Origin of the sequence: Chryseobacterium scophthalmum (genome assembly GCF_900143185.1) — a bacterium.
Classification (GTDB): Bacteria; Bacteroidota; Bacteroidia; order Flavobacteriales; family Weeksellaceae; genus Chryseobacterium; species Chryseobacterium scophthalmum.
Map to the genome: position 1 here is coordinate 599,297 of NZ_FSRQ01000002.1, position 24,155 is coordinate 623,451.

The 24,155-nt window shown below is 32.0% G+C and carries 20 protein-coding genes and 1 pseudogene; 8 read left to right on the forward strand and 13 right to left on the reverse strand.

The genetic code is table 11. The features are described from left to right. Positions 1–2: 2 nt before the first annotated feature. From BUR17_RS12995 to BUR17_RS13015, 5 genes are all read right to left on the reverse strand, one after another. On the reverse strand, positions 3–389 hold the full coding sequence (locus BUR17_RS12995) for a GNAT family N-acetyltransferase (protein ID WP_074230784.1): 387 nt from the start codon (positions 387–389) through the stop codon (positions 3–5). Beyond that, positions 386–1,390 (reverse strand): hypothetical protein, encoded by a 1,005-nt coding sequence (locus BUR17_RS13000; RefSeq protein WP_074230785.1) that lies wholly within the window; start codon positions 1,388–1,390, stop codon positions 386–388. Before BUR17_RS13000 ends, BUR17_RS12995 begins: the two co-directional genes overlap by 4 nt. After that, entirely contained in the window at positions 1,380–3,539 is a 2,160-nt protein-coding gene (gene yhhB, locus BUR17_RS13005) for a cyclophane-forming radical SAM/SPASM peptide maturase YhhB (protein ID WP_074230786.1), read from the reverse strand. The genes BUR17_RS13000 and yhhB overlap by 11 nt, the downstream gene beginning before the upstream one ends. 61 nt (positions 3,540–3,600) lie before the next feature. Next, positions 3,601–3,786 (reverse strand): YhhA family cyclophane-containing RiPP, encoded by a 186-nt coding sequence (gene yhhA, locus BUR17_RS21230; RefSeq protein ID WP_074230787.1) that lies wholly within the window; start codon positions 3,784–3,786, stop codon positions 3,601–3,603. Positions 3,787–3,830: 44 nt separating this feature from the next. Continuing rightward, positions 3,831–4,979 (reverse strand): glycosyltransferase family 2 protein, encoded by a 1,149-nt coding sequence (locus BUR17_RS13015; protein ID WP_159437603.1) that lies wholly within the window; start codon positions 4,977–4,979, stop codon positions 3,831–3,833. A gap of 475 nt (positions 4,980–5,454) precedes the next feature. On the opposite strand from BUR17_RS13015, the gene BUR17_RS13020 reads away from it, so the two are divergent. The 3 genes and pseudogenes from BUR17_RS13020 (at position 5,455) to BUR17_RS21240 (ending at position 10,783) form a co-directional block, all read left to right on the forward strand. Then, the gene (locus tag BUR17_RS13020; protein WP_074230789.1) at positions 5,455–9,120 is read left to right on the forward strand and encodes a YobI family P-loop NTPase; all 3,666 of its coding nucleotides are present in this window, start codon (positions 5,455–5,457) and stop codon (positions 9,118–9,120) included. A gap of 415 nt (positions 9,121–9,535) precedes the next feature. Then, a pseudogene (locus BUR17_RS21235) lies at positions 9,536–10,573 on the forward strand (Y-family DNA polymerase); the annotation flags it as partial. A gap of 57 nt (positions 10,574–10,630) precedes the next feature. Then, the gene (locus BUR17_RS21240) at positions 10,631–10,783 is read left to right on the forward strand and encodes a DUF4113 domain-containing protein (RefSeq protein ID WP_394333827.1); all 153 of its coding nucleotides are present in this window, start codon (positions 10,631–10,633) and stop codon (positions 10,781–10,783) included. 77 nt (positions 10,784–10,860) lie between these two features. Here BUR17_RS21240 and BUR17_RS13030 read toward each other — a convergent pair whose 3' ends face one another. The 3 genes from BUR17_RS13030 to BUR17_RS13040 all read right to left on the reverse strand — a co-directional run bounded on the left by BUR17_RS13030 (position 10,861) and on the right by BUR17_RS13040 (position 14,384). Next, a complete protein-coding gene (locus BUR17_RS13030; RefSeq protein ID WP_074230790.1) occupies positions 10,861–11,475 on the reverse strand; it encodes a YdeI/OmpD-associated family protein in 615 nt (204 codons plus the stop codon). A 153-nt stretch (positions 11,476–11,628) separates the two neighbouring features. After that, positions 11,629–12,762, reverse strand: a complete 1,134-nt coding sequence (locus tag BUR17_RS13035) for a serine hydrolase domain-containing protein (RefSeq protein ID WP_074230791.1) — start codon at positions 12,760–12,762, stop codon at positions 11,629–11,631. Positions 12,763–12,842: 80 nt separating this feature from the next. Further along, on the reverse strand, positions 12,843–14,384 hold the full coding sequence (locus tag BUR17_RS13040) for a glycine--tRNA ligase (RefSeq protein WP_074230792.1): 1,542 nt from the start codon (positions 14,382–14,384) through the stop codon (positions 12,843–12,845). A 289-nt stretch (positions 14,385–14,673) separates the two neighbouring features. Here BUR17_RS13040 and BUR17_RS13045 point away from each other — a divergent pair, with 289 nt between their 5' ends. Both BUR17_RS13045 and BUR17_RS13050 read left to right on the forward strand, forming a co-directional pair. Continuing rightward, positions 14,674–15,369: a pseudouridine synthase gene (locus BUR17_RS13045; protein ID WP_074230793.1), complete on the forward strand. Its 696-nt coding sequence runs from the start codon at positions 14,674–14,676 to the stop codon at positions 15,367–15,369. Between the two features lie 436 nt (positions 15,370–15,805). Next, positions 15,806–16,843 carry a quinone-dependent dihydroorotate dehydrogenase gene (locus tag BUR17_RS13050; protein WP_074230794.1) on the forward strand — a complete coding sequence of 346 codons (1,038 nt, stop codon included), beginning with the start codon at positions 15,806–15,808 and terminating at the stop codon, positions 16,841–16,843. Between the two features lie 145 nt (positions 16,844–16,988). Here BUR17_RS13050 and BUR17_RS13055 read toward each other — a convergent pair whose 3' ends face one another. Next, on the reverse strand, positions 16,989–18,233 hold the full coding sequence (locus tag BUR17_RS13055; RefSeq protein ID WP_074230795.1) for a DUF445 domain-containing protein: 1,245 nt from the start codon (positions 18,231–18,233) through the stop codon (positions 16,989–16,991). Between the two features lie 197 nt (positions 18,234–18,430). Between BUR17_RS13055 and msrB the strand changes: the two genes are divergently transcribed. From msrB to BUR17_RS13070, 3 genes are all read left to right on the forward strand, one after another. Then, positions 18,431–18,874 carry a peptide-methionine (R)-S-oxide reductase MsrB gene (msrB, locus tag BUR17_RS13060; protein ID WP_084550609.1) on the forward strand — a complete coding sequence of 148 codons (444 nt, stop codon included), beginning with the start codon at positions 18,431–18,433 and terminating at the stop codon, positions 18,872–18,874. Between the two features lie 111 nt (positions 18,875–18,985). Continuing rightward, a complete protein-coding gene (locus BUR17_RS13065) occupies positions 18,986–19,747 on the forward strand; it encodes a murein L,D-transpeptidase catalytic domain family protein (RefSeq protein WP_074230797.1) in 762 nt (253 codons plus the stop codon). Between the two features lie 287 nt (positions 19,748–20,034). Then, positions 20,035–20,892: a T9SS type A sorting domain-containing protein gene (locus tag BUR17_RS13070; RefSeq protein ID WP_074230798.1), complete on the forward strand. Its 858-nt coding sequence runs from the start codon at positions 20,035–20,037 to the stop codon at positions 20,890–20,892. A 67-nt stretch (positions 20,893–20,959) separates the two neighbouring features. On the opposite strand, the gene fabF is transcribed toward BUR17_RS13070, so the two are convergent. From fabF to BUR17_RS13090, 4 genes are all read right to left on the reverse strand, one after another. After that, positions 20,960–22,201, reverse strand: coding sequence for a beta-ketoacyl-ACP synthase II (gene fabF / locus BUR17_RS13075; protein ID WP_074230799.1), 1,242 nt, complete (start codon positions 22,199–22,201; stop codon positions 20,960–20,962). A gap of 84 nt (positions 22,202–22,285) precedes the next feature. Beyond that, complete coding sequence (locus BUR17_RS13080) at positions 22,286–22,711, reverse strand: PaaI family thioesterase (RefSeq protein ID WP_074230800.1); 426 nt, start codon at positions 22,709–22,711, stop codon at positions 22,286–22,288. 10 nt (positions 22,712–22,721) lie between these two features. After that, positions 22,722–23,327, reverse strand: a complete 606-nt coding sequence (locus BUR17_RS13085) for a TetR/AcrR family transcriptional regulator (RefSeq protein WP_074230801.1) — start codon at positions 23,325–23,327, stop codon at positions 22,722–22,724. Positions 23,328–23,620: 293 nt separating this feature from the next. Next, positions 23,621–24,040 (reverse strand): OsmC family protein, encoded by a 420-nt coding sequence (locus BUR17_RS13090; protein ID WP_074230802.1) that lies wholly within the window; start codon positions 24,038–24,040, stop codon positions 23,621–23,623. Positions 24,041–24,155 lie beyond the last annotated feature (115 nt).

Here is a 24,155-nt window from a genome sequence, read left to right on the forward strand (position 1 = left end):
TTCTATTTTTTCCAGACCATAACAACTTGCCGAAATTCTGGTCTTTGCAATTCGACAAAACCTGCATCTGCGGCAGCTTTAATCGATGCAGTATTGGACTTTCGTGAATGCATATAGATCTCATCTAGACCGCTTTCCTTACAAGCCATTGCATAAGCTACCCTTCCTATATGCTGGCCTTGGAACTGCTTGTTGATGAAAATATCTATTGATGGATGATTCCCCAATACTTCATCAGTATTATAATCAATATATATTTTACCGACCCTTTGTTCACCAAGATATATATGCCAATATTTTCCTCTCACTTTATCGTGCAAGTTTTGACCGCTTCCCAGCTTTAAGGAGATATTGTTATCTTTTTCAGAAACCTGTGTTATATTATTCATGATTTTTCTATTAACACCCTATTAATAACCGATATACTTTCTTTCCAAAATTCAACTGGAAAAAAACCAGGAGACAAAGCAACCGTATAGTTTTCAATTCTCTTTGTAATATTGCTGTTCTCTATTGTTGAAAATGTCTCTTCAATATTTTTATAAACTATTTCCGCACTTGGGTCATGATTGAATTCATGGGATCTCCAATCTGAGTCGCCATCAAATCGATTGTTGAAATAATCCATATCAACATGTAACAATATAGAAGCCGTATCCGAAATATCTTTTAGAAAGTCATCAATTTCAGTAAACACTGAATATTCAAGATTAGATTTTATACCTTCCGATGGTGAGAAACTTAAAAGTGGACGTTCTTGATAGGGTTGTATAGTCTCATCACTTAAAAACCCACGATTTACTTTGCCTGATACTTGCGCTTTACTTAGTCGATGTTTTGGCATCAGGTGTCGAAACTGTATTCTTGGCATACTATGTAGAAATAACGTCATAAAACTTCCAATAGAAATTGCACCGCTTTCAATAGCTCGCCTTACAGTATTTGGATTAAATAAATTGACTTCTTCGTTATTGAATGGATTAATAAATAAATTATCTTTCTTAAACAATAAGGGAGGCATACAGTCAGTGTGGTCGTCGATATGTAATATAACAATCTCATTCGGAACATCATTTTCTAAAAGCCTTTGTTCTAGCCAAAGGCTCCAACTGTATATAGTCCAATTGTCGTTAAGCGATAGTTGATATTTTACAAGATTTCGAAACTGATCAGGTATTTCCTTTATCATGATGCTTTTATCCCACCATTGCAGTCCTTCTAAGATATTAGGATCTATGTAATAATCGGAAGATTTGTGATTACTTAATAAAACATCAATATAATTATCATCCTGTTCTAGAATTCTAATATCTTTTCCAGAAAAATAATCCACCAAAAATTGTTGTAGATCTTCTTCTTTCTTAGGTAAATTTTTAGCATTAATTTTCATCGTCTATCATTAGATATTCACATCTATTTTTTAAACAATTTAGCAACTCACGTCCTAACAGAGTTAGGTCACATTTGTCTATTACTTCAAAACCTGTTATTAGTTGATCCGAAATTTTCCGGCAATTATTTGTTGCTACATCAGTAAGGCCTTGTTCTTTAGATTTCCGTAAAAACGCCCAGAAATCCAGCAGCTCTACAAACACATACAAAGCATGAAATAATCCACTTGGAGGTCTTAATTCTTCTCGCCAAGGAGATGCTACTAAAGGATAATCTGAATATACAATTGGACAAACACGTTGCAAAAGATATAACTTTTGATGACGATGCTCGTGTATAATGGAATCAGCCAGATCGGCTGGATGAATATATTTGTCATTCCGCATTAACTGTACGTACAAAGCGCCCGGTACACTATTATCACTGAATGAAACTACCCTATCTAGTGGTGCATCTAAATCTCTAATAAAAAGTACATCTGGTGATATAGCTTTCATCTCATCAACAATAGAGGATTTCCATTTAACAATAAGATTTAGTGCTTTATTTATCACAGTCTGTCCATCAGTTACTTGAGATAAATCTTCAAAATAAACTCTGTTGCCAAAGGGCAGTCTCAACCATTTATCTGAATTCTGTAATTTAGGCCAAGCAAATAAATTAGTAATATCACAATTTAAAATGTCTTGCAAATATTTAAGATCAATTGGAAGAGTTTCTCCATCTACAGATTTAGCTTCGCTTCCTTCTAACCTTCTCTTTATAACTTCAGTCCACGCTACAACAGCAGGACTTGTGGCAATTTGTTTAAGTGTGTTAGGTTCAAGAGCAAGAATTTTTTCTACTGTTGCATTATATTCCTCCTTATTAATTTGTGAAATAGTTGTCATGAACATTTCGCTTTGACTATTTCTAAAGCTTTCCAAAATGTTTATAAATGAATTATTCACTCCTGTTTCAAGTTCATACTCCTGGATATCATTTTCACTAATCTGCGATATAGAATTTGTATCAAGTTCTATCTGCAATTGATCCGTTACTTTTTTGTTTGCATGCTCAATAAGATTTTTAAGCTCCTTACAGTATATACTAGGATTTAAAAAGCCTGTATCACTATAACGATGAGCTACAGCTCCACCTCCACATACATCTACTACCGAGCATTCCTGACAGGTCAAACATAATCCATCTTTTCGAAGTAATTCCCTATGTTTCTTTACACTTTCAGAATCGATTGCATAAGCAATATTAGTCGTCTTCACATCACCACGAGTAAGGTCAGTACCTTCTCCTGTTATCTTAAGAACATCAAGATCATGATAAGTCCCATCCGTTTCAATTGTAATTAATCCTACATCACCAAAACCAAATCCATCCGTTTCACTTGGAGCACCAAGAAGAGATGCCAAAATAGAATCGAATGTCCTTACCTTCAAAGCAGAATAATGATCAAACCACAAATCAAAACAATTCAATAACCAATTTTCATATATATCCGGTTGTTCATTTCTATGAGGAGGGATAGTGACATAATTAGCATCAGGTAATAAAAAATCCAGTTGCGGTATGTCGTAATTGCTAAAAAAAGATAAGATTTCAGAAGGATCATTAAATGGATCTATTACTGCAATAACACCAGCAAAAACATTAGGCTTTTTTTCAAGTAATCTTAATGCTTTCTCTGTGTCTGCAAAAGTTGATTTCCCTCTGTGATCTAATCTATGTTTATCATTTGCAGTTTGCCCACCATCTAAACTCAATGAAACCTGCAATCCACACTTTTCAAAAAGCTCTAAGTCAGTCTCTTTTAACAGAACCCCATTGGTTTGTAGAGAAAAATCGACTATCGTCTCTTGTCGAATCATATTCCTGACATATTCAACATGTTTCGCAAGCACTTCAGCACCCAATAACAATGGTTCGCCTCCATGATAAACTATTGCAATGCGATCTATCGAATTTTCTACTACATATTCATTTATTCTGGTTGCTGCAGTTTCTAATATCTCTTTAGACATTATTTTAGGCTGTGATTTATAACTTTGATCCAAATGATTATACATATAACAATAATCACAGTTGATATTACACCTTGATGCAACTTTGAAGAGAAAACACCTTATAATTGGTTGATTTGATACTTGCATAATAAAAAAATTAACAGGAAGGCAATAAATTAGTACCCTTCCTGTTATTAAGATAGTTAAGTTATGACCTGTTATGGCGATGATGCATTCTGCTATAGTCAGTTATAGCTTCATTCCCGCTAACTTGCATTGCTTTTGAACGCATCCTATTTAATGCAGGATGGGCTGTGTTAAGTTGCTTTAACTTTGGCAACAACTTATCTTTTGGATTTGCCATCGGCGATCCATTCGTTGAAAAATTTTCCATAATCAATTTTTATTTAAACTATAAAATTAAAAAAAATAATAAAATCATCCTCTTTTTTTACTGATATTTTCATCACCAGTTTCTCCACCTATTTCATTATATATTAAGCGCTTTAAGCTTGTAAAGTTCTGCTCAACGACATTTAAAACATTAAGAATAAGATGTCCTGGATTTACCATCAATATCTCCCTATTATAAAGTGGTAATAAATCCGAAATTGAATCATATAGGATGTTGGAACAAGTTGTCGTTTTTATACCTAAAATCCTGTTTATATATATAGGTAATACATTAAAAAGAGAAATCAAGTGAATAATCCTGACATTAGTTATATCATCCCAAGCAATAGAATCACTATCTTTTAGTTTAAGAAATTCCTTTATGCTTATACTTTTATCTAGCCATTTTATTTTCCATGCCATTTCTCTGGGAAATCCTGCCGTAATATATTGCAATATTGGATGTTCTAATATTCGCCTTGATGAATGTTCAGCATAAACACTATTGAGCATTACCTTAGTTGCACCAGAAAGTCTTGCTTTTAGAAACAATCTTGTTGTTTCTGCAAAGATCTCATCACCATTTGCCAAAAACTCTCTAATATGTGTACCCCATCGAAAATAATCTCCTAATCTGTATGCACATTGTTTATCATCAACAATAATATCATATGTTTTACTCTTTACAAAAATGGATTCCAGAGTATGATCAATTCTACTACACAACTCAATGTAATCCGCAAATTTGTGCTTAAATGATTTCGGATATTCGCTATATGCTTCAAGCATCGTATTTAAGCCAAAAAAAGAACTTGCATCCCTCATTGCGGACACATACCCATTTGAATAGAGAGTATCTGCATCAGCCTGTAAAATTAAAATATTATCAATTACCCACCCCTTCTCTTCAGCCAGATCTTTAACATAAACATTCCCAGCATGCCTAGCAGGAATATATCCTTGTTCAGACTCTTTAATCAAGTGGATTCTTTCTGGAAATTGACCTTTAATCCTACTGGCAATAGAGAAGGTAGAGTCTGTCGAGTTATTATCGATCATAACAAGATTTACATCCATGCTTTCTTGGATACCTTTGCTAGCAAATCCCAATGATGATAAAGATTCAATTAAATTATCCTCTTCATTGAAACATGGCATTACAATAAATGTCTTGATTTGATTAGTAGAGTTCATAGGCCACATTAATGGGAATATTATTTAAACTCACCTTCTCTCCATTATTCTTAGTAAGAATTTTTATTTTGAGATCATTTTCCATGGTGTATTAATCGATTTGGTAAAAGTAAAAAAAAAATTAATCCTGAAATTACGGAAATCCGTAATGATTTTACTTTGATTTTAAATTGAATTAATTTTCTCAATTTTTGATAAAAGTAGCTAGGTGAACAAGTGGCATTTTATCTTTATCATATTATTTATAAAGCGAATAAATATTATCTAATCTAATATATTGGCAATAAAAGGACCTTTGCAATCACTTTGGTTATATTTGGCAATTCCACATATAAATATGAAATGGATATTCTGGAGTGATTCAAATATTAGAATAATAGAAAGTCATATTGTCGAAAGCGTAATAACTTTCTGACATTATGTCTGTTATGTAGGGTTGGCAAATTAATTGTTTTTTTAAGGGAAAACAACGCCAATGAATCAAATTAATCTTCAGCAATCAACAAATCAAGCTACTAAAAAATCAATTTCTTTAGCTCCTAAAGTTCTAAAAAATGAAAATGAAATTAAAAAGATTCGACCCTATCTCAATTCATTAAAAATAGCAATTGATGACAACGATATTACAAACATAGCACTTACAGGTGCTTATGGGGCTGGTAAAAGTACCATTTTAGAAACTTTTAAAGATAAAAATAACCAAGACTACAAATTCTTAAATATATCTTTAGCTTCGTTTACAGACATTAGCGAAAATGAAACTAAGACTACTAAAGAAGAATTTGAAAGAAAATTGGAAGTTAGTATATTACAACAAATTTTTTACCATGTTGAGCCATCAGAAATTCCTGATTCAAGATTCAAGAGAATTACATATTTTTCAAAAAATGAACTTTTAAAATTAGCATTTGGCTTTATTTTATGGTTGATCAGTGCTATAATAATTTTAAAATTAGGATATATTTCAAAATTAAACCCAGAAAATTGGAACTATGAATTTTATTATTTGGATGTTTGGGCTTTAGTTTTTTTAGCTATATTCTTCTGGGGAATTGGCGTATTTTCTAATACAATAATTACTCTTTTCAAAAACTCAAAAATTAATAAGGTTAATCTACAAGGAGAAATAGAATTAGGGGATAAACTGGATAAATCTATATTTAATGAGCATCTTGAAGAAATCATATACTTTTTTGAAAAAACAGAATACAATGTTGTAATCATTGAAGATTTAGATAGATTTGAAACAACAGAAATTTTCACCAAATTAAGGGAGATTAATATACTTCTTAATAATGCCAAAACTATACATCGAAAAATAAAATTCATCTATGCCATTAATGATGGAATCTTTAAAGACAAAACAGAAAGAGTTAAGTTTTTTGAATACATTGTTCCTGTAATACCATTCATTAATCCAGCAAATGCTAAAGATAAACTTACTAATCTGATTCAGGAAGCAGAATTGAATGGAGTATTATCTAATGATTTTACTTCCGATGTTGTTTCCTTTATTAATGATATAGATATGAGATTATTAACAAATATAGTTCATGAATATAGCATATACAAATTGAATCTAAGTTCTTCTCTTATTCAAGAAAATCTTTTTGCTCTTATAACATATAAGAACTTATTTCCTGACGATTTTATTTTATTACATAAAAAAGAAGGCGAGTTATATTCTTTTGTAAGCAAAAAAGATATTTATTTAAAAACATTTTTAAATAAAATTAATGATGAGATAGAAATTAAGACTCAGGAAATTTCAAATATAGAAGAGGAAAATTTCAAAAAAATAGAAGAACTAAGAGCGGTGTATGTTAACGAAATAATTTCGGATTTGCCTCCCAATTCAGTGCTTTCTAATTTAAAAGCAAGAGACTTAGTTAAAGATGATGAGTTTGATAATTTGATTAACAAGCAAACTCTTACACATATACAATTTACTCATTATTATAATCATCAATATAATCTTTCGAATTCCGAACAATATAAATTCAATTTTTCTAAAATTGAAAATAAAATAAGCTCTGATTTCAAATATGTTGAAAGAGAAAAATTCATAAAAGATAAATCAAATGATAAAACAGAAATATTAAAAAAAGAGATCGATAAATTAAAATCAGAAAAAAGATCCATTGAAAATTGGGACTTAAAACAAATCTTTTCTAAAGTTTCTATTGATGAGTTTATTAATGAAAAATTTAAAGATAATGATTTGGTTAGAATGTTAATTTTGGAAGGCTATATCAATGAAAATTATGAGGATTACATTTCAATTTTCCATGAAGGTAACCTTACAAATGAGGATTTCAATTTTTTAAAAGGTATAAAAGCAAATAAAACATTCCCTTATCAATATAAGCTTGAGAACAATGCAAATCTAATTAGAGAAATTAAACAACATCAGTTTAGTAGAGATTCAATTCTAAATTTTGATTTATTGGATTATTTAGGTAATAACTATGAAAACTATAAAAATCAATATGATGATATAATAAAATTCATTAGTAATGATAAACAAAATTCAATAGACTTTATAGACCAGTATTTATCCGACCAAAATAGAGTTCACAGAGTTTTCATCAATAAATTAACTGAAAGCTGGAAAGAATTTTGGGATTATATTTATCTGAAAAGTAATTATCCTAAAGATAAACAAGATCAATATTTAAAATATATAATTCAATATTCAGATGTTGATTCTCTTATCTCTAATCAAAACAAAAGAACTCTTTCAACTGCAATCATGCAGAAAAATTATTTTTTAAAACTTATTCAGCATATTGATATTCAAAAAGTAGAAGCACTTTTAAAACAATTAAATATAAAGTTTGAATCTTTAGATAGTCCTGATAATGAATTGGTTGGTTTGTTTGACTATATTTATGATAATAATCTTTATCAAATCAATATTGAAAATATTAAAAACTTCATTAAACATTTTGACAATAAAATAAAACTTGATAATCTGTATAACTTGAACTATCAGACCATAACAGAAAGCAATTGCGATAAACTAAAAGATTATGTTGAAGTAAATTTTGAAAATTATATAACAAATGTATTATTGAAACTTTCGAATACAAATCAAGAATCTGAAGAATTTACAGTTAAGATACTTAATCACGACATAGATGAGAAAGTATTAAACAAGTTTATAGAATTATCTAGGTTTGATGATATTAAAAATTTATCATTAGTTGATAATTTTAGTATGAAGCAAAGTCTTCTAAAGGCAGGTAAGGTATTTCCTTCTTGGGAGAATGTAATTGATTACTTTGAAAACCTTGATGAATTTGAAATTGACGAAGTGTTGCTCAATTATTTCAATGATTATATGAATTCCCAAGAATTATCTAATAATAAAATTGAAAATGCATTTGATAGTGAAAGTAAAGATTATTTAGAAAAGTTTTATTTAAAACTGATTAATAAACCCGAATTAAATGATGACTCTTTTAAATGCCTTGCAGAATCAGCCCCAAAAGGACTGTACGACACATTTGAAATAAATCATGAGTTTTTTAATCCTAACAAAGTAAATGTTTTAATTTCTTCAGGAATAATCAATATTTCTAAAACAAATTATTTCCGCGTCAGAGAGCATTTCTCGCCTTTACACATAAAAATGATTGAAAAATATCAAAAAGATTTTTTTGACAATATTGATGATTATGAATTATCTCAAAGAGATAAACTGACACTTATAGCTTCATCTAAAGTTAATGAAAAAAATAAAGAACTTCTTATAGAAAAACTAAAAGAACCTATCTTAACACAATCGAACGAATTAGACAATTTGGTATGTCATGTTTATGCTGAAAGTTCATTTGTTCCGGACTTAGATTTTGAAGAAATGAAAAAATTGGTCAAAAATTCTAAAAGTATAAAAGATGTTGCTATTTTGATATTTAGGAAAGCAAATAATCTTGACAATACTCAATTACAATTTTTAGTTGAGAGTATAAATGATAATTATAAGAAAATTTTTGAAAAATTTAAACAGCCAACTTTCAAAAAAATTGAATACAATCATAATCTATTTGAAGAATTAAGAAATAGGGGCATGATAATAAGGTTTGAAGTAAATAAAAATGATTCAACGGAATATCGAGTATTTGCAAATCACAAATAATTCTTGAGTTAATTAATAAGCTAAAATTTTAAAAATAGTATTAATTTACCCCATTCTTAAGAAGACAATTAACTTGTGATCCAAAAGCTAAGAATTAGTATTTCTTTTATTTCATTATTTAACTACTTATTTATGATTATTAAAGTCCATTCATTATAGAATAGACTTTAATAATAACCTAAAACTTCTTCTTTTATCTCTTTTATTTAGCAAGAGAAAACAAAAAATGTAGAATGATAATGTAATTCATACTAAAATAGGACCTAGCAATAAAAATTTAGTTTTATTCAGTAAATTTTTATCAAAAGCATAATAAATGATTTTTGTTTGTAATATTTTTGTTTTCAGTTATTTCTATATTTTACTTTTGATAATACCCAACTTTTGATAAGCTGATTTATCAAAAGCTTTCGATAATTCCTGTGAAAGAACTTTAGATCCTTCGCTTGAAAACAAACCCGTTGTGGTGCTTTCCAACAACGATGGATGTGTTGTGTCTCGAAGCAAGGAAGCGAAAGATTTGGGGATTCCGATGGCGGCTCCTGCGTTTAAGTACAAAGAACTTTTTAAGGAACATGATGTAAAGAGTTTTTCTGCTAAATTTGAATTGTATAATTTTAAAAGTCAGAGAGTTATTGAGATTTCAACCTCTTATGTTGATAAAGCTGATTATGAAGTCTATTCGATTGATGAATTATTTTTAGACCTCACAAGTTTTAAATATATCGACACTCATGATTATTGTGTTAAAATAAAAAAAGAAATTCAGGATAAAGAAAACATTCCTGTAAGCATCGGTATTGCGCCTACAAAAACCTTGTGTAAAGTGGCCAACAGAATTGTAAAAGACTTTCCTGAAAAATTTAATGAAGGAGTTTATATTTTAGATACGCCCGAAAAAATTGAAAAAGCTTTAAAATGGCTCAACATCGGTGATGTTTGGGGAATAGGTAGAAAGCTTAGAGCAAAAATGAATGACAACGGAGTTTATAAAGCATGGGATTTGCTCCAAAAACCGGAAATGTGGGTTCGCAAAATCATGGGAATTCATGGCGTAAGAATGATTAATGAGCTGAAAGGAATTCGTCAATTGGAATTAGACACTCCTTCGCCTAAAAAATCTATTGCGGTGACGAGAAGTTTTATGGAAATGCTTACCAAAAAAGAGGACGTACGCGAACGTGTAGAAACCTTTGGAATGTATTGTTCGGAAAGACTGAGAAAACAAAATACCTGCTGCAAAATGGTAACAGTTTTTGTGCAAACCAATCGTTTCAGAAAAGATTTACCAGAATACAGAAATGCTAAAACTCAGATTCTGCCAAACCCTACCAATTCATCGATTCTTATTGGCAGAGTAGTGAATGATTTGTTTGAATCTATTTTTGAAGAAGGCTTTCATTATAAAAAAGCAGGCGTTATCGTCAACGATTTTGTTCCGGAAGATCAACGGTTGATTAATCTATTTGAAGAAGACAGCCAGAATCAGCATTTGCCTGTAATGAAAGCGATGGATGCAATGAATAAAAAATATGGTAAAGATAAAGTACGTTTGGGAAGCATGAGCGGACAAAATACTTTTGGTCGTGCCCAAATGTCGCCCGAATACGAAGCTTTTCTTAAAAACAATACGCTTCCCGAAGCTAATTTTAGATTCCACTAAAAAGCTAGTTTAAAACTCCCGAAAAATATTTTCAAACTTGTAAACCTCCAGCTTCCATCACCCAACTTCCAACCACACTATTTCTTCTTCTCATATTTCCAGTTTCTGCCTTTTCCTTCTGAGATCCATTCTATGGCTTGTTCCATCCTTTTATTTCGGGTGGTTTCTGTTTTGGCTTCGGTAATCCAGTTGATGTATTCTTTTCTGAAAGAAGGCGATGCTTTTTGAAAAATATCCAAAGCTATTTTATTTTGATTTAAAACATTCTGAAACTCATCAGGAACTGCAGTTTCTGTTTTTGTGGGCGCTGCTTTTTTTAATTTAACTCCCATATCGGTAAGATCAATTGCCTCAAGAATAATTTTTTTAAGCTGAGGTTTTGAAGGAAGATCTTCGAGTTTGGTGATCTTTCCAAGGCTAAACATATTGGTTTTCTCAACGTCCGTTTCAAGATTTTTTATCGTCTGCATTTCACCGTGCAACCAAAATCCCATGCTGCAATATTGCTTAAATGAAACCATTGAACAAAGAATTTTTCCTTTATACATAAAAGTCGGAAACTTCCATTTAATCGCTTCTTCCATGTCGGGATAACATTCATGTACAACTTCCCGGATATGGTTTAAAATAGGCTTTGAAAAATCCGGAGATTTCTCAATATATTCATCCACCAAAGGATTGTATTTTATCATAATTTTTAGTTTAACTAAGATTTGAAATAGTAAAGTTTTCAGGCTTCAAATCAATCAGAATTTATAGCTATATTTAAAATAAATATCCTTGGATATTCTTAATATTAATCTTAACAACTTAATAAATCTTAATGGTTAATAAAAGTTTTAAGTTTAATCAAACAGTTTCACGGTTTCATTCACCAAAAATTTCACCTGATCCGGTCTTCCTCTGTCGGTTTTAGGAAGATTATTGTAACTTCCGGTTCTTACAATCACCATTTTATGTTCAGGAATCATTATAATATACTGACCTTGAAGACCGAGGAAATAATAATGTTTGATAGGATTGTCATGGTTAATCCAGAGTCCCATTCCATAGATTTCATCAGATTTTTTGGTAGGAGTTCTCATCTGTTCAATAAAATCTAAATTTAAAACCTGCTCATTTCCTACCTTTCCGTCATCCAAAAATAATTGACCCAATTTTGCAAAATCTCTTGCGTTGGAGTGAATACAGCAATATGTTTTTTCCATTCCACTTTCGTCAACGCTCCAATCTGCATTTTGTTCCATTCCCAACGGAATCCAGAATTTTTCAGATAAATAACTTGCTAGAGTCTGATTGACTGCTTTTTTCACTGCAAATCCTAAAAGTTGAGTAGAACCGCTTTGATACTCAAATCTTTCACCAGGTTTTTCTTTAAATGGTCTCGAGAATGTAGCCTTTATCAGGCTTTTTCCGTAATACGCTCGAGCGTTTGGAAGAAAAGGGTTTTTATAATTTTCATCCCAGTTTAAACCAGATTCCATTTGAGCAAGATGCTTTAAAGTTAAATCTTTACCGAAAGGTTTCAATTTAAATTCATCATAAAATTCAGAAAAGTTATTATCAATATTCTGAATTTTTCCTTCTTCTAAAGCTTTTCCGAAAAGCATAACGGTAACTGCTTTTGCCATAGAAAACGAATTGGTTTTCGAAAGTTCATTATAGCCGTTCCAGTATTGTTCGTGCAATAATTTTCCATCTTTTATGACCAGAAATGAAGCCGTGTTTGACTGAATTAAATCATCGACGATGTTTTTAGGTAAATCTTTTTTGTTGTAATCAGGATGTTCATCCCAAAGAACGGGTTTGGCGGAGTGAATGATGTTACTTGTAAAAAGTTTTCCGTCATCAATATTGGCACTCGATTTTCCACGAAGATAGGTTTTCGAAATTCCGCTGAAGAGATAAGCATATCCGAAAATATAGAATAAAACCACCACGGTTACCAGAAAAAGAGTAATATAAAAAAGAATAATCATAAGAATTTGGTCTTAAACAAATTTAGAATAATTTTAAAACCAAGCATCAAAAAAGCCCTGAAAAAATCAGGGCTTATTAATTATATCTTAGAAAGTAAATTTCTGAAGTTCGTTTTCTCGTCGATAATTCGTCTCAGTTCAGAAACCGGAACTCTTTCCTGTTGCATCGTGTCTCTGTCTCTTATGGTCACAGTGTGATCTGTTAGAGAATCATGATCGATGGTGATACAGTAAGGTGTTCCAATTGCATCCTGTCTTCTGTAACGTTTTCCAATTGCATCTTTTTCTTCGTAGAATAAATTGAAATCGTATTTTAAATCGTCAAATATTTTTTCTGCATATTCAGCTAAACCATCTTTCTTCATCAATGGAAGAATGGCTGCTTTAATTGGTGCTAAAGCCGGAGGTAAAGATAAAACTGTTCTTTCTGAACCGTCTTCCAATACTTCGTCTCTTAAACAATGAGAGAAAATTGAAAGGAATAATCTGTCTAAACCTACAGAAGTTTCAACAACATAAGGAACATAGTTTTCATTTCTTTCAGGATCGAAGAACTGAAGTTTTCTTCCTGAATGCTCTTCGTGAGCTTTTAAGTCGAAATCTGTTCTCGAGTGAATACCTTCCAGTTCTTTAAATCCGAATGGAAAATTAAACTCAATATCTGCCGCAGCATTTGCATAATGCGCCAGTTTCTCATGATCGTGGAATCTGTAATTATCGTTTCCTAATCCTAAAGCCAAATGCCAGTTCAGACGTTTTGTTTTCCACTGTTCGTAGAATTCAAGTTCTGTTCCCGGAGCTACGAAAAATTGCATTTCCATTTGTTCAAATTCACGCATTCTGAAAATAAATTGTCTTGCAACGATCTCATTTCTAAATGCTTTTCCGATTTGAGCGATACCGAAAGGAAGTCTGTGACGAGATGTTTTCTGTACATTCAGGAAATTAACGAAAATACCTTGAGCAGTTTCCGGTCTTAAATAAAGATCCATCGCAGAATCTGCAGAAGCACCTAATTTAGTTCCGAACATCAGGTTAAATTGTCTTACTTCCGTCCAGTTTTTAGAACCTGTATCCGGATCAGCGATTTCCAATTCTTCAATTAAAGCTTTTACATCAGCAAGATCTTCATTCTCCAAAGATTTAGCTAATCTTGAAAGGATTTGTTCTCTTTTTGCTCTGTATTCTAAAATTTTAGGATTGGTTGCTTCAAACTGCGCTTTATCGAAAGACTCACCGAATCTTTTCGCAGCTTTTTCAATTTCTTTATTCTCTTTATCCTCAATTTTCAAACAGTAATCTTCTACCAAAACATCTGCTCTGAAACGTTTTTTAGAATCTTTATTGTCAATCAAAGGGTCATTGAATGCGTCAACGTGGCCCGAAGCTTTCCAAGTAGTCGGGTGCATCAGAATTGCCGAATCAATACCTACAATATTTTCGTTAAGCTGAACCATCGCTTTCCACCAATATTGTTTGATATTATTTTTCAGTTCTGCACCATTCTGTCCATAATCATAAACAGCTGATAAACCGTCATAGATCTCACTTGAAGGGAAAATAAAACCATATTCTTTAGCGTGAGAAATCACTTTCTTGAAAACATCTTCTTGCTTTGCCATAATTTTTTTACGTCTGAGTTGCAAAAATAGTGAAAAAGCGGGAAGTAGGGAGATGGAAGATGGAAGTTTTTAACTTTGAAATTTTTAGGAGCCGGGAACCTGCTTTCGCTACTCGCTATTTTATTAGATTTTGCACGGCGATGGAGCCGCCGCGCAAAATCTAATAAAATGAGCTCAAACATACCGCTCAATCAGGGCTAAACTTGTCAAAAAATTGAAAGAGCAGACTTTTAAAGCAATTTGAGTAAAGGTTTTTAACAAATAGATTTGAAATCTCTACTTTTGCCGGATGTTAGAAATTCTTTATCGAGACGAACATCTTATTGCCATCAATAAACCAAGCGGATTATTGGTTCACAAATCTTTTTATTCCGGCGAAGCAGATACGTATGCAATTCAGGAATTGAGAAATCAAATCGGGCAAAAAGTTTATCCTGTACATCGTTTAGACCGAAAAACTTCGGGTGTATTGTTGTTTACTTTAGATAAAGATACGCTGAGAATGATGAGCACTCAATTTGAGGAAAAAAAGGTTGAAAAGAAATACATCGCCATTCTCCGAGGCTGGGCGAAAGAAGAAGAAACCATCGATTATGATTTGACTAACGAAAACGAAGTCACGCAAAATGCAGTTACACGCTATCATCGTTTGCAGACTTCGGAAATAGATTTACCTTTTTTAAAGCATCAAACTTCAAGATATTGTTTGGTAGAGGCGATTCCTGAAACAGGAAGATTTCATCAGTTGAGAAAGCATTTTAAACATATTTTACATCCTATTTTGGGATGCCGTAAACACGGTTGCAACAAGCAAAACAAATTGTGGCTTCAAACATTTGGCATCAACAAAATGACGCTTCACGCTCATCAATTGATTTTTAATCATCCTATTTCTAACGAAAGAATCACGGTAAATGCGACTATAGATGATGAGTTTAAAAGAATAGGAGATATTTTAAATTTTGATTTGAGTTCATATTTGTAATTATTTCTTATTTACATAAAGTTTGTCATTCAGAGCGTAACGAAGTGAAGCGTAGAATCTTACTTTTTTTACTTTTCAACTGTTGAGATTCCTACGGAATGACAAACTTTGCGGTTATTTTAAACGCAAAGATTTAATTATTCAAAATTTTGATTTTAGAAAACCAAGGGCATATAAATTTGCTACGTGAAGTTTGAACATTAGCTTCATCAAATCAACTTGTTGATTAATTCTTTGCTCCTTAAAATATATTTCAGTAAATAAAATCTTTGCGTTAAAAAAGCTCTCGCAGATTTAAGAAATTAAGCAGATTTTAATTGTCTATTCGTGCAAAATATTTGTGTTTAAAAGAATCAATAACCTTTATTCAAATAAAATATCACACATCAAGAATTCATTCAATTTAAAATGAGTATTTTTGTAAAACTTTTTTTCAATGTACAAATCGCTCATTCGTCCGATTCTTTTCAAATGTGATCCCGAAGAAGTGCATCACTTTACTTTTTCGATGCTTAAAAATTTTGGATTTCTAACCAAATTATTTCTACCAAAACCAATTATCGACAAACGTCTGGAAAGAGAAGTCTTCGGATTGAAATTCAAAAATCCAGTTGGTTTAGCTGCAGGTTTTGATAAAAATGCAGTTTTATTCAATGAGTTAGGAGATTTAGGTTTCGGATTTGTGGAAATTGGAACAGTAACTCCAAAAGCCCAGGCTGGAAATCCTAAGAAAAGATTGTTCCGTTTGATTGAAGATGGCGGAATTATCAACAGAATGGGTTTCAACAATGATGGCTTGGAAGCTGCCATCCAAAAACTGAAAGGCAACAAAGGAAAAATCATCATCGGCGGAAACATTGGAAAAAATACCAACACAACGCCTGAAAATTACACTCAGGATTACTTAGATTGTTTCGAAGGACTTCATCCTTATGTAGATTATTTTGTACTGAATGTGAGTTGCCCGAATGTGGGAAGTCACGCAAAGCTTGAAGATGTAGAATACTTGAGAGAATTGATTACTGCTGTTAAGGGAATCAATCAAACTAAAGTAAATCCAAAACCTATTCTTCTAAAAATTGCTCCGGATTTAAATAATCAGCAATTAGACGAAATCATCGAACTGATTGCAGAAACAAAAATTGATGGGATTGTGGTTTCAAATACATCAGTGAACAGAGAAGGTCTGAAAACTTCGCCTGAAGTTTTAGCGGAAATCGGAAACGGTGGTTTAAGCGGAAAACCGATTAGTGAAAGAAGCACAAAAATGATCAAATATCTTTCTGATAAAAGCAACAGAGCATTTCCAATTATTGGAGTTGGAGGAATTCATTCTGCAAAAGATGCCATGGAGAAACTTGATGCGGGAGCGACTTTGGTTCAACTGTACACCGGATTTATCTATGAAGGACCACAATTGATCAACGACATTAATCAGGAACTTTTAACGAGAGCAAGTAGAATTTCGAGGTAAATTTTACTTTAAAATATATTGAAAAGCAAAATCGATGAGGTTTTGCTTTTTTTCTTAAAAAATATCTCGCAGATTTAAGAGATTAAGCAAATTTAAAAATGAATTTTATCTGCAAGATTTGCTGGATCTGCGTGAGAAAATTAATCTAAATAAAAAAATGCGAAATCGTATAAATAATCAACCCGACTAATCCACCAACTAAAGTTCCATTGACACGGATGAATTGCAGGTCTTTTCCAACTTCCAGTTCCAGTTTTTCGCTGAGCTCTTTTCCTTGCCAGTTTCCAACGGTTGAGCTGATGAGGTTTCCCGCTTGATGGGTATTTTTAAGAATATATTTATAAGCAGTTACTCTTACCCAATGGTCGATTTTATTCTGAAGATTTTCATCAGTTTTCAAATTTTGAGAAAACTCATTCAGGTTTTTTGTGATGTATTTTTTTAATGAAGATTCTTCTTCCTGCAGTTCTGTGCTCAATGTTTTTTTGATGGAAAGCCAAATATCATTGGAGTATTCTTCCAGTTTATCGTTTTTAAGAAAGTCATTTTTAATGGTTTTAAATTCATCATTCCATTTTGGGTCTTCTTTTAAATCATTAGAAAATTCGTAGATCTTTTTTGTGATTAAACCTCTGATTTCGTGATGAGGATCTTCTTCCACTTCTCTGAAGAAATCTGAAAGTCCGCTCGCAATTTTTTCAGCAATTTTATTATCAACAAACGATGGAATAAAAGAATAGCTTCCTTTTTTTACCCTTTCCTGAATCATTTCGTCATTTTCAATAAGGTATTCTTTGATTTGCTTCGAAAGATTAGTGACGATTTTCTGGTGGTCATTTTTATCTAAAAGATAGATAATTCCATTCCCCAAAATTTTATTAAGCTGAATATCATCGGTCATTTCGCTCACCTTTTTGCTGATAAATTGGCTTACTTCAGAATCATCCAATTTATTGAGAATGTCAAGAACAATATCCGAAAGATTTTTAATTAAAACGTCCTGATTTCTTTCTTTTGTGAGCCATTCGCCGACGAAATTTGATATTTTAATTTTCTGAATATAAGGACGAATTGTTTTTGGAGAAAGGAAATTAGAAACCACAAAACTTCCCAGATTATCACCCAACTTTTCTTTACTGTTTTCAATCAGATTGGTGTGTGGAATCGGAAGACCCAAAGGATGGCGGAAAAGCGCCGTTACAGCAAACCAATCTGCTAAAGCGCCAACCATTGCCGCTTCGGAAAACGCACGAACATAACCAATCCAGTGAGAATCGTGAGTCTTTTGTAAAATTGTAGTTACAATGAAAATAATCGCCATCAAAACAAAAAGTCCTGTGGCAAAAGCTTTATATTTTCTGAGCTGTTTTCTTTTGGCTTCATCATTCATATTCTCAAATTTAGTAAATTTGGTTGTAATTCTTTTACCACAAAAGTCACAAAGAATTTAAGCTTAATACTATTTTAGAAAAGTACACATCAGTTTTACAGCTTGTGATTTCCAAGAATCAAAACTTTAATAAAAAAAGCTTTTGCGACTTTTGTGGTTAGATTTTACATTAATTTCTAATATTTAAAATAAATTCTATGCAAAACGAAGCAAAAAACAATCCATATTATTCAAGAACAGATACTGCAAAACTGAATGTCTCTAATGACGAATGGTTTAAAATTCTTTCTCCAGATTTGTACGCTATTGCAAGAGAAGCGGCAACAGAAAGACCATTTACCGGAACGTACAATGAGTTTGATGAACTGGGAGAATATTATTGTGCGGTTTGTGGAAATCATCTTTTCCGTTCTAACCAGAAATTTATGAGCAGTTGCGGTTGGCCAAGTTTTTTTGAAGCCGATAAAAATGGAGTAGGATACAATCGCGATTCTTCTCACGGTATGGAAAGAATTGAAGTGGTTTGCAGAAGATGTGATTCTCATTTAGGTCATGTATTTAATGACGGACCGGCTCCAACAGGGACAAGATACTGCATGAATTCTATAAGTTTAGAGTTTGTTCCGGATTCTGAGAATTAATCTCTTAGAGTTAAAGTTTCTTAAATTGAGTTAAACTTTTTTCATTTTAACTCATTGATAATTATGATTTTATAAATTTGTACCCGGAATTTTAATTTAACATAATATTTAATGAAAGGATTTTATAGCTTATTAGGCATTGTGTATATGGTAACGACTTCTTTTTATGTTTCTCCAAAAAACGAGAATGTAAAGAATGAAAATACCAACACAAAAAAAATAGAAACTGCAGTTGAAATTAAATCTAAAAAAAGCACAAATGAAATGAGTTCTTCTGAAGAGCTTTACAATTCAATACTATTTGAAACAGATCATAAACTCAATTTTGATGTTTTTTCTAAAGCTATTTTAGGATTTAATAATCTGAAAAAAGCAGGGGAACTAGATGAAAATGCACACTTATTAACAGTTTGTGATTTTTCAATGTCATCAAATACCAAAAGGCTTTGGGTGATTGATATGAACGAGAAAAAAGTTCTTTTTAATTCATTAGTTGCTCATGGGAAAAATACAGGGGAAGAATTTGCAACCAATTTTTCTAACACAGAAAGCTCACTTCAAAGCAGTATGGGTTTCTATATAACAGAATCTACCTATAATGGAGACAATGGATATTCTTTAAAACTTTTAGGAATGGATAAAGGATATAATGATGCAGCTTACAGAAGAGCTGTTGTAATGCATGGAGCAGATTATGTAAGTGAAGAGTTTGCTGCAGCACACAAAAGAATTGGAAGAAGTTGGGGTTGTCCTGCAATTCCGAGAGCATTAACGGAACCGATAATTAATACAATAAAAGGTAAAAATTGTCTTTTTATTTATTATCCTGATCAGAATTATCTTTCTTCATCAGAATGGCTGAAAGAAGCATAAAAATTCTGCTATTATGATTTAAAGAAGCTGTTTCGCAATTCGTGAAACAGCTTTTTATTTTATTAAATTCTTATTTGTGAATTTTTTATGAATACGCTTATGTTGGGATTGGTTTTATTAATAAAATCATAATTATATGAATTATATTGCGTTAAAGAGTGTTAATGAATTATGTTAAAATCATAATTTATTTATTTTTTATGATTTATTTGTTTTGTGGATGATTTATATATGTAGATTTGAAATGAATTATGATAATTTTATTAACACCTTAAAAACAATTTATTATGACGCAAAATTTACTTTTTTTAAAGAAAAACTTCAAAAAAGCAGTATTTTCTTTAAGTGCCTTGTTTGCTCTTTCTGCGAATATTAATGCACAAATTATTTACACTAATATTACTGATTGTACAACTGTAATCACTGCAAATAACTCTCAAATGGACTTGTGTAATGTCGATTTTGATTCTAATGGCGTTACAGAATACAACTTTAGATGGGACAATTTCGGAGGCGACTGGTTTGTGCATTTGGTACCTCAAAACTTTACTGATAATAAAATTGCTCTTAAAGGAACTGCAACTAATCCTTTCGGAGGAAGATTTGTAAAAGCATTTTCTGTAGATGAAGTTATCGGAAGTACAGCAACTTGGGGAACATCAATGCCGGAACCTTTCATCGGAGAGTCGACAACAGATGCTAATTTTTTAAATTTAGGAGATAAATACGTTGGTGTGCAGTTTAAAAAGAATGGAATGCTACATTATGGTTGGATTTTAGTTAATTTTTCACTTGCCGGAACTACAAGACAATTAACTGTGAAATCTTTTGCCTATAATTCTGTAGCAGATCAACAGATTTTGGCAGGACAAACTACCAATCTTGGTATAAATGAAAGTGATTTGTCTAAAAATTTAAAGATTTATCCTAATCCGGTAAAAAAATCGTTTACAATCGAGCATGGTATTAAAAGCGGCAGTGTTGATTATGAAATATTTGATTCATTAGGACGGACGATAAAAAAAGAAACAATAATGAATAAGGAAAATCAAATCAATGTTTCTGAACTCACGAAAGGAATTTATTACATTAGATTGTATAATAAAGGAAGTTTGGTTGGGCAACAGAAATTTATTAAATCTTAAAGATACTTAAGCAAAAGATCTTCTACTCAATGTAGAAGATCTTTATATTTTTAATGAAAATTTACAGCTAAGAAAATTTCTTAAAGACCAAAGTAGCATTATGTCCTCCAAAGCCAAAGGCATTGCTTAATGCAAATTGAATGTTTTTTTCTTTTGCTTCGCCAAAAACAATATTTACATCTTTTGGAATATTTTCATCAATCTTATGAAGATTAATTGTCGGCGGAATAATTCCTTTTTCAATAGCTTTAATCGAAAGAATAGCTTCTGCTGCTCCTGCTGCTCCCAACAAATGACCGGTCATTGATTTTGTGGCACTTAAATCTAAATTTTTACTTCCCTTAAATAATTTGCTGATTCCTTTTAGCTCAACCAAATCTCCAAGTGGGGTAGAGGTTGCATGAGGATTCAGATAATCAATATCTTCAATGTTTGCTCCGGCTTCATTTAATGCCAATTGCATTGCTTTTATTGCGCCAACTCCATCAGGATGAGGTGCGGTCATGTGATAGGCATCTGCAGTCATTGCGGCTCCTACTAATTCTGCGTAGATTTTTGCTCCTCTTGCTTTTGCGTGTTCGTATTCTTCTAAAACCAAAGCTCCGGCTCCTTCTCCCATTACAAAACCGTCTCGGTCTTCATCGTAAGGTCGGCTTGCTGTAGCAAAATCATCATTTCTTGTAGACATGGCTTTCATTACAGAAAATCCACCAATTGAAGCAGGAGTAATTGCAGCTTCAGAACCACCACTAATGATTACTTTGGCTTTTCCTAAACGGATGTAATTGAAAGCATCCATCAAAGCTGTATTTCCTGTTGCACAAGCTGAAATCGTTGTGTAATTGATTCCTTGAAGACCAAACTTCATAGAAATCATTCCCGAAGCCATATTGGCAATAAATTTTGGAACGAAGAAAGGGTTGAATCTCGGATTCTGATCATTGGCTGCAAAATTCATCACTTCGCTTTCGAAAGTCCACATTCCGCCTTGTCCGGTTCCCCAGATTACGCCTGTATCGAAAGGATCCATTTTTTCAAATTCCAATCCTGAATCTTTTATCGCTTCTGCTGATGAATACATTGCGTATTGTGAAAACAGATCGCTTCTTTTTATTTCGTTGTGATTTAAATATACTTTTGGATCAAAGTTTTTTACTTCACATGCAAAGTGTACTTTAAATTTTTCGGTATCGAAATGAGTGATTTTGTTTGCTCCACTCACTCCGTTGATGCTGTTTTGCCAGAATTCTTCAACATTATTTCCTAAAGACGTTACTGCGCCTAATCCTGTAATGACAACTCTTTTCATAGGTGGTCGTTTATATTTTTTAAGTCATTTAAAATCACAATTTTTACTGTTTATAAAAGATATTCAGTAATGATGATTTTATATTTAGTTATTAATTTTAAATAGATTTGAGGTTCCTCTTGCGATGAGTCTTGTTTTGTCTGCATTCCAAATCTCACATTGTGCATTCACAAACTGTTTTCCTCTTTTAATGATTTTTGTTTCGGCTACAATAGTATCATTTTCTTTTGCCGTTGAAAAATAATCGATGCTGTTATTTACAGTTACAATAAAGTTTTTTTCGTTTAAAGAAAACATCGTTGCCCCAATAATATCGTCCATAATTGCTGCCGTTACTCCGCCGTGCATGTTTCCCATCGGGTTTAGCCATTCTTCTCTTACGGTATACTGAAATTCAATTTGACCTTCTTCAGCCGAAATAACCACAGGATTCAGCCATCTCATAAAAGGAGAAGGAGATGCGGTAAATTCTTTTCCGACAAATGATTTTAATGCCTGTAATTTATCCATACCATTTATTTTATAAAGGATTTTTTTTAATTTCTTGGTCGATGAGTATTAAAATTCTGTCTAAAGCAAGATTTAAATGTTTCTCGTCGCCTGTTGTTTTTGAAAGCAAAATTCCGCCTTCAATAAGAATAATGAAAAGTGAAGCGTATTGTTCCGGATCTATTTCCTGACTGAACTCATTATTAGTTTGTCCGGTTTTAATAATTTTAGAAATAGTTTCTGTCCAGTCTTGGAAAGATAATTTTACCTGATTGTTTAATGCGGGGAAAGTGTCATCAGATTCCGTTGCTGCATTCATTAGAGGGCAACCGCCATGTAGAAAAACCAACTGCCAGTTTTTTCGGTAAAAAGACACAAAAGCGTATAGTTTATCAGACATTGTCGGAAACTCTTCGCTGAATGATCTCATTAAACTTTTTTTGAGAATTCCCGAATTGTATTTATAAACTTCGAGTGATACTTCGTCTTTGTTTTCAAAATTTCCGTAGATGCTGCCTTTGGTAAGGCCAGTTGCTTCAGTAATGTCGGATAAAGACGTAGCAGTATAACCTTTGGTATTAAACAAAGTTGCCGTTTTTTCAATAATGAATTGTTTTGTCTTTTCTGCTTTTGACATCTTCAAAAATCAACGTACAAATATACGTAAATATACCGATTGGTATATTTTTTTTAAACTTAAAATTTTATTAATTTATTTGTTGAAATTTAAAACTAAGACTTGAGGTTTTGGCTAAAGCCAATTGGCTTGATTTTAAATTGAAAAACGGGCTAAAGCCCGTTCCTATTGATGATAATACCTATTTTATTTTTTTTCAAGCAGAAATTTAAGCTTATTATTAACGATTGAGATGTGAAAAATATTTACCTAGATTCCTACGGAATGACAAAAAGAGTGTTTTAATTTTGTACTTAGTTTGCCAAAGTAGCATTCAAGCTAATTTCAAAACTAAAAGCCTGACTTACAGGACAGCCTTCTTCAGCGATTTTCGCATACTTTTGAAAATCTTCTTCAGAAATTCCAGGGATTTTAGCTGTTAATGTCAATTCAGATTTAGTGATTTTTCCTGCTGCAGGATCTAATGTGATTACTGATTTTGTGGTTAATTCTTCTGGTGTAAAGCCGGCTTGAGTCAATTCTGCACTCAGTTTCATGGTGAAACATCCTGCGTGAGCTGCAGCCAATAATTCTTCAGGATTGGTTCCAACTCCATCCTCGAAACGACTTCCGAAAGAATATTGAGTTTGATTTAAAGTGGTGCTTTGCGTTGTGATATGTCCTTTTCCTTCTTTTACGGTACCGTTCCAAACGGCTGTTGCGTTACGTTTCATATTAAAATTTTTGATGTTTAATTTAACATAAAGATACAAAAAAGCATGATTTCATAATCATTAAATTATCGAAACCATGCCTTTTTAATTTGAGAATTTGAAAATGAGTTAATTT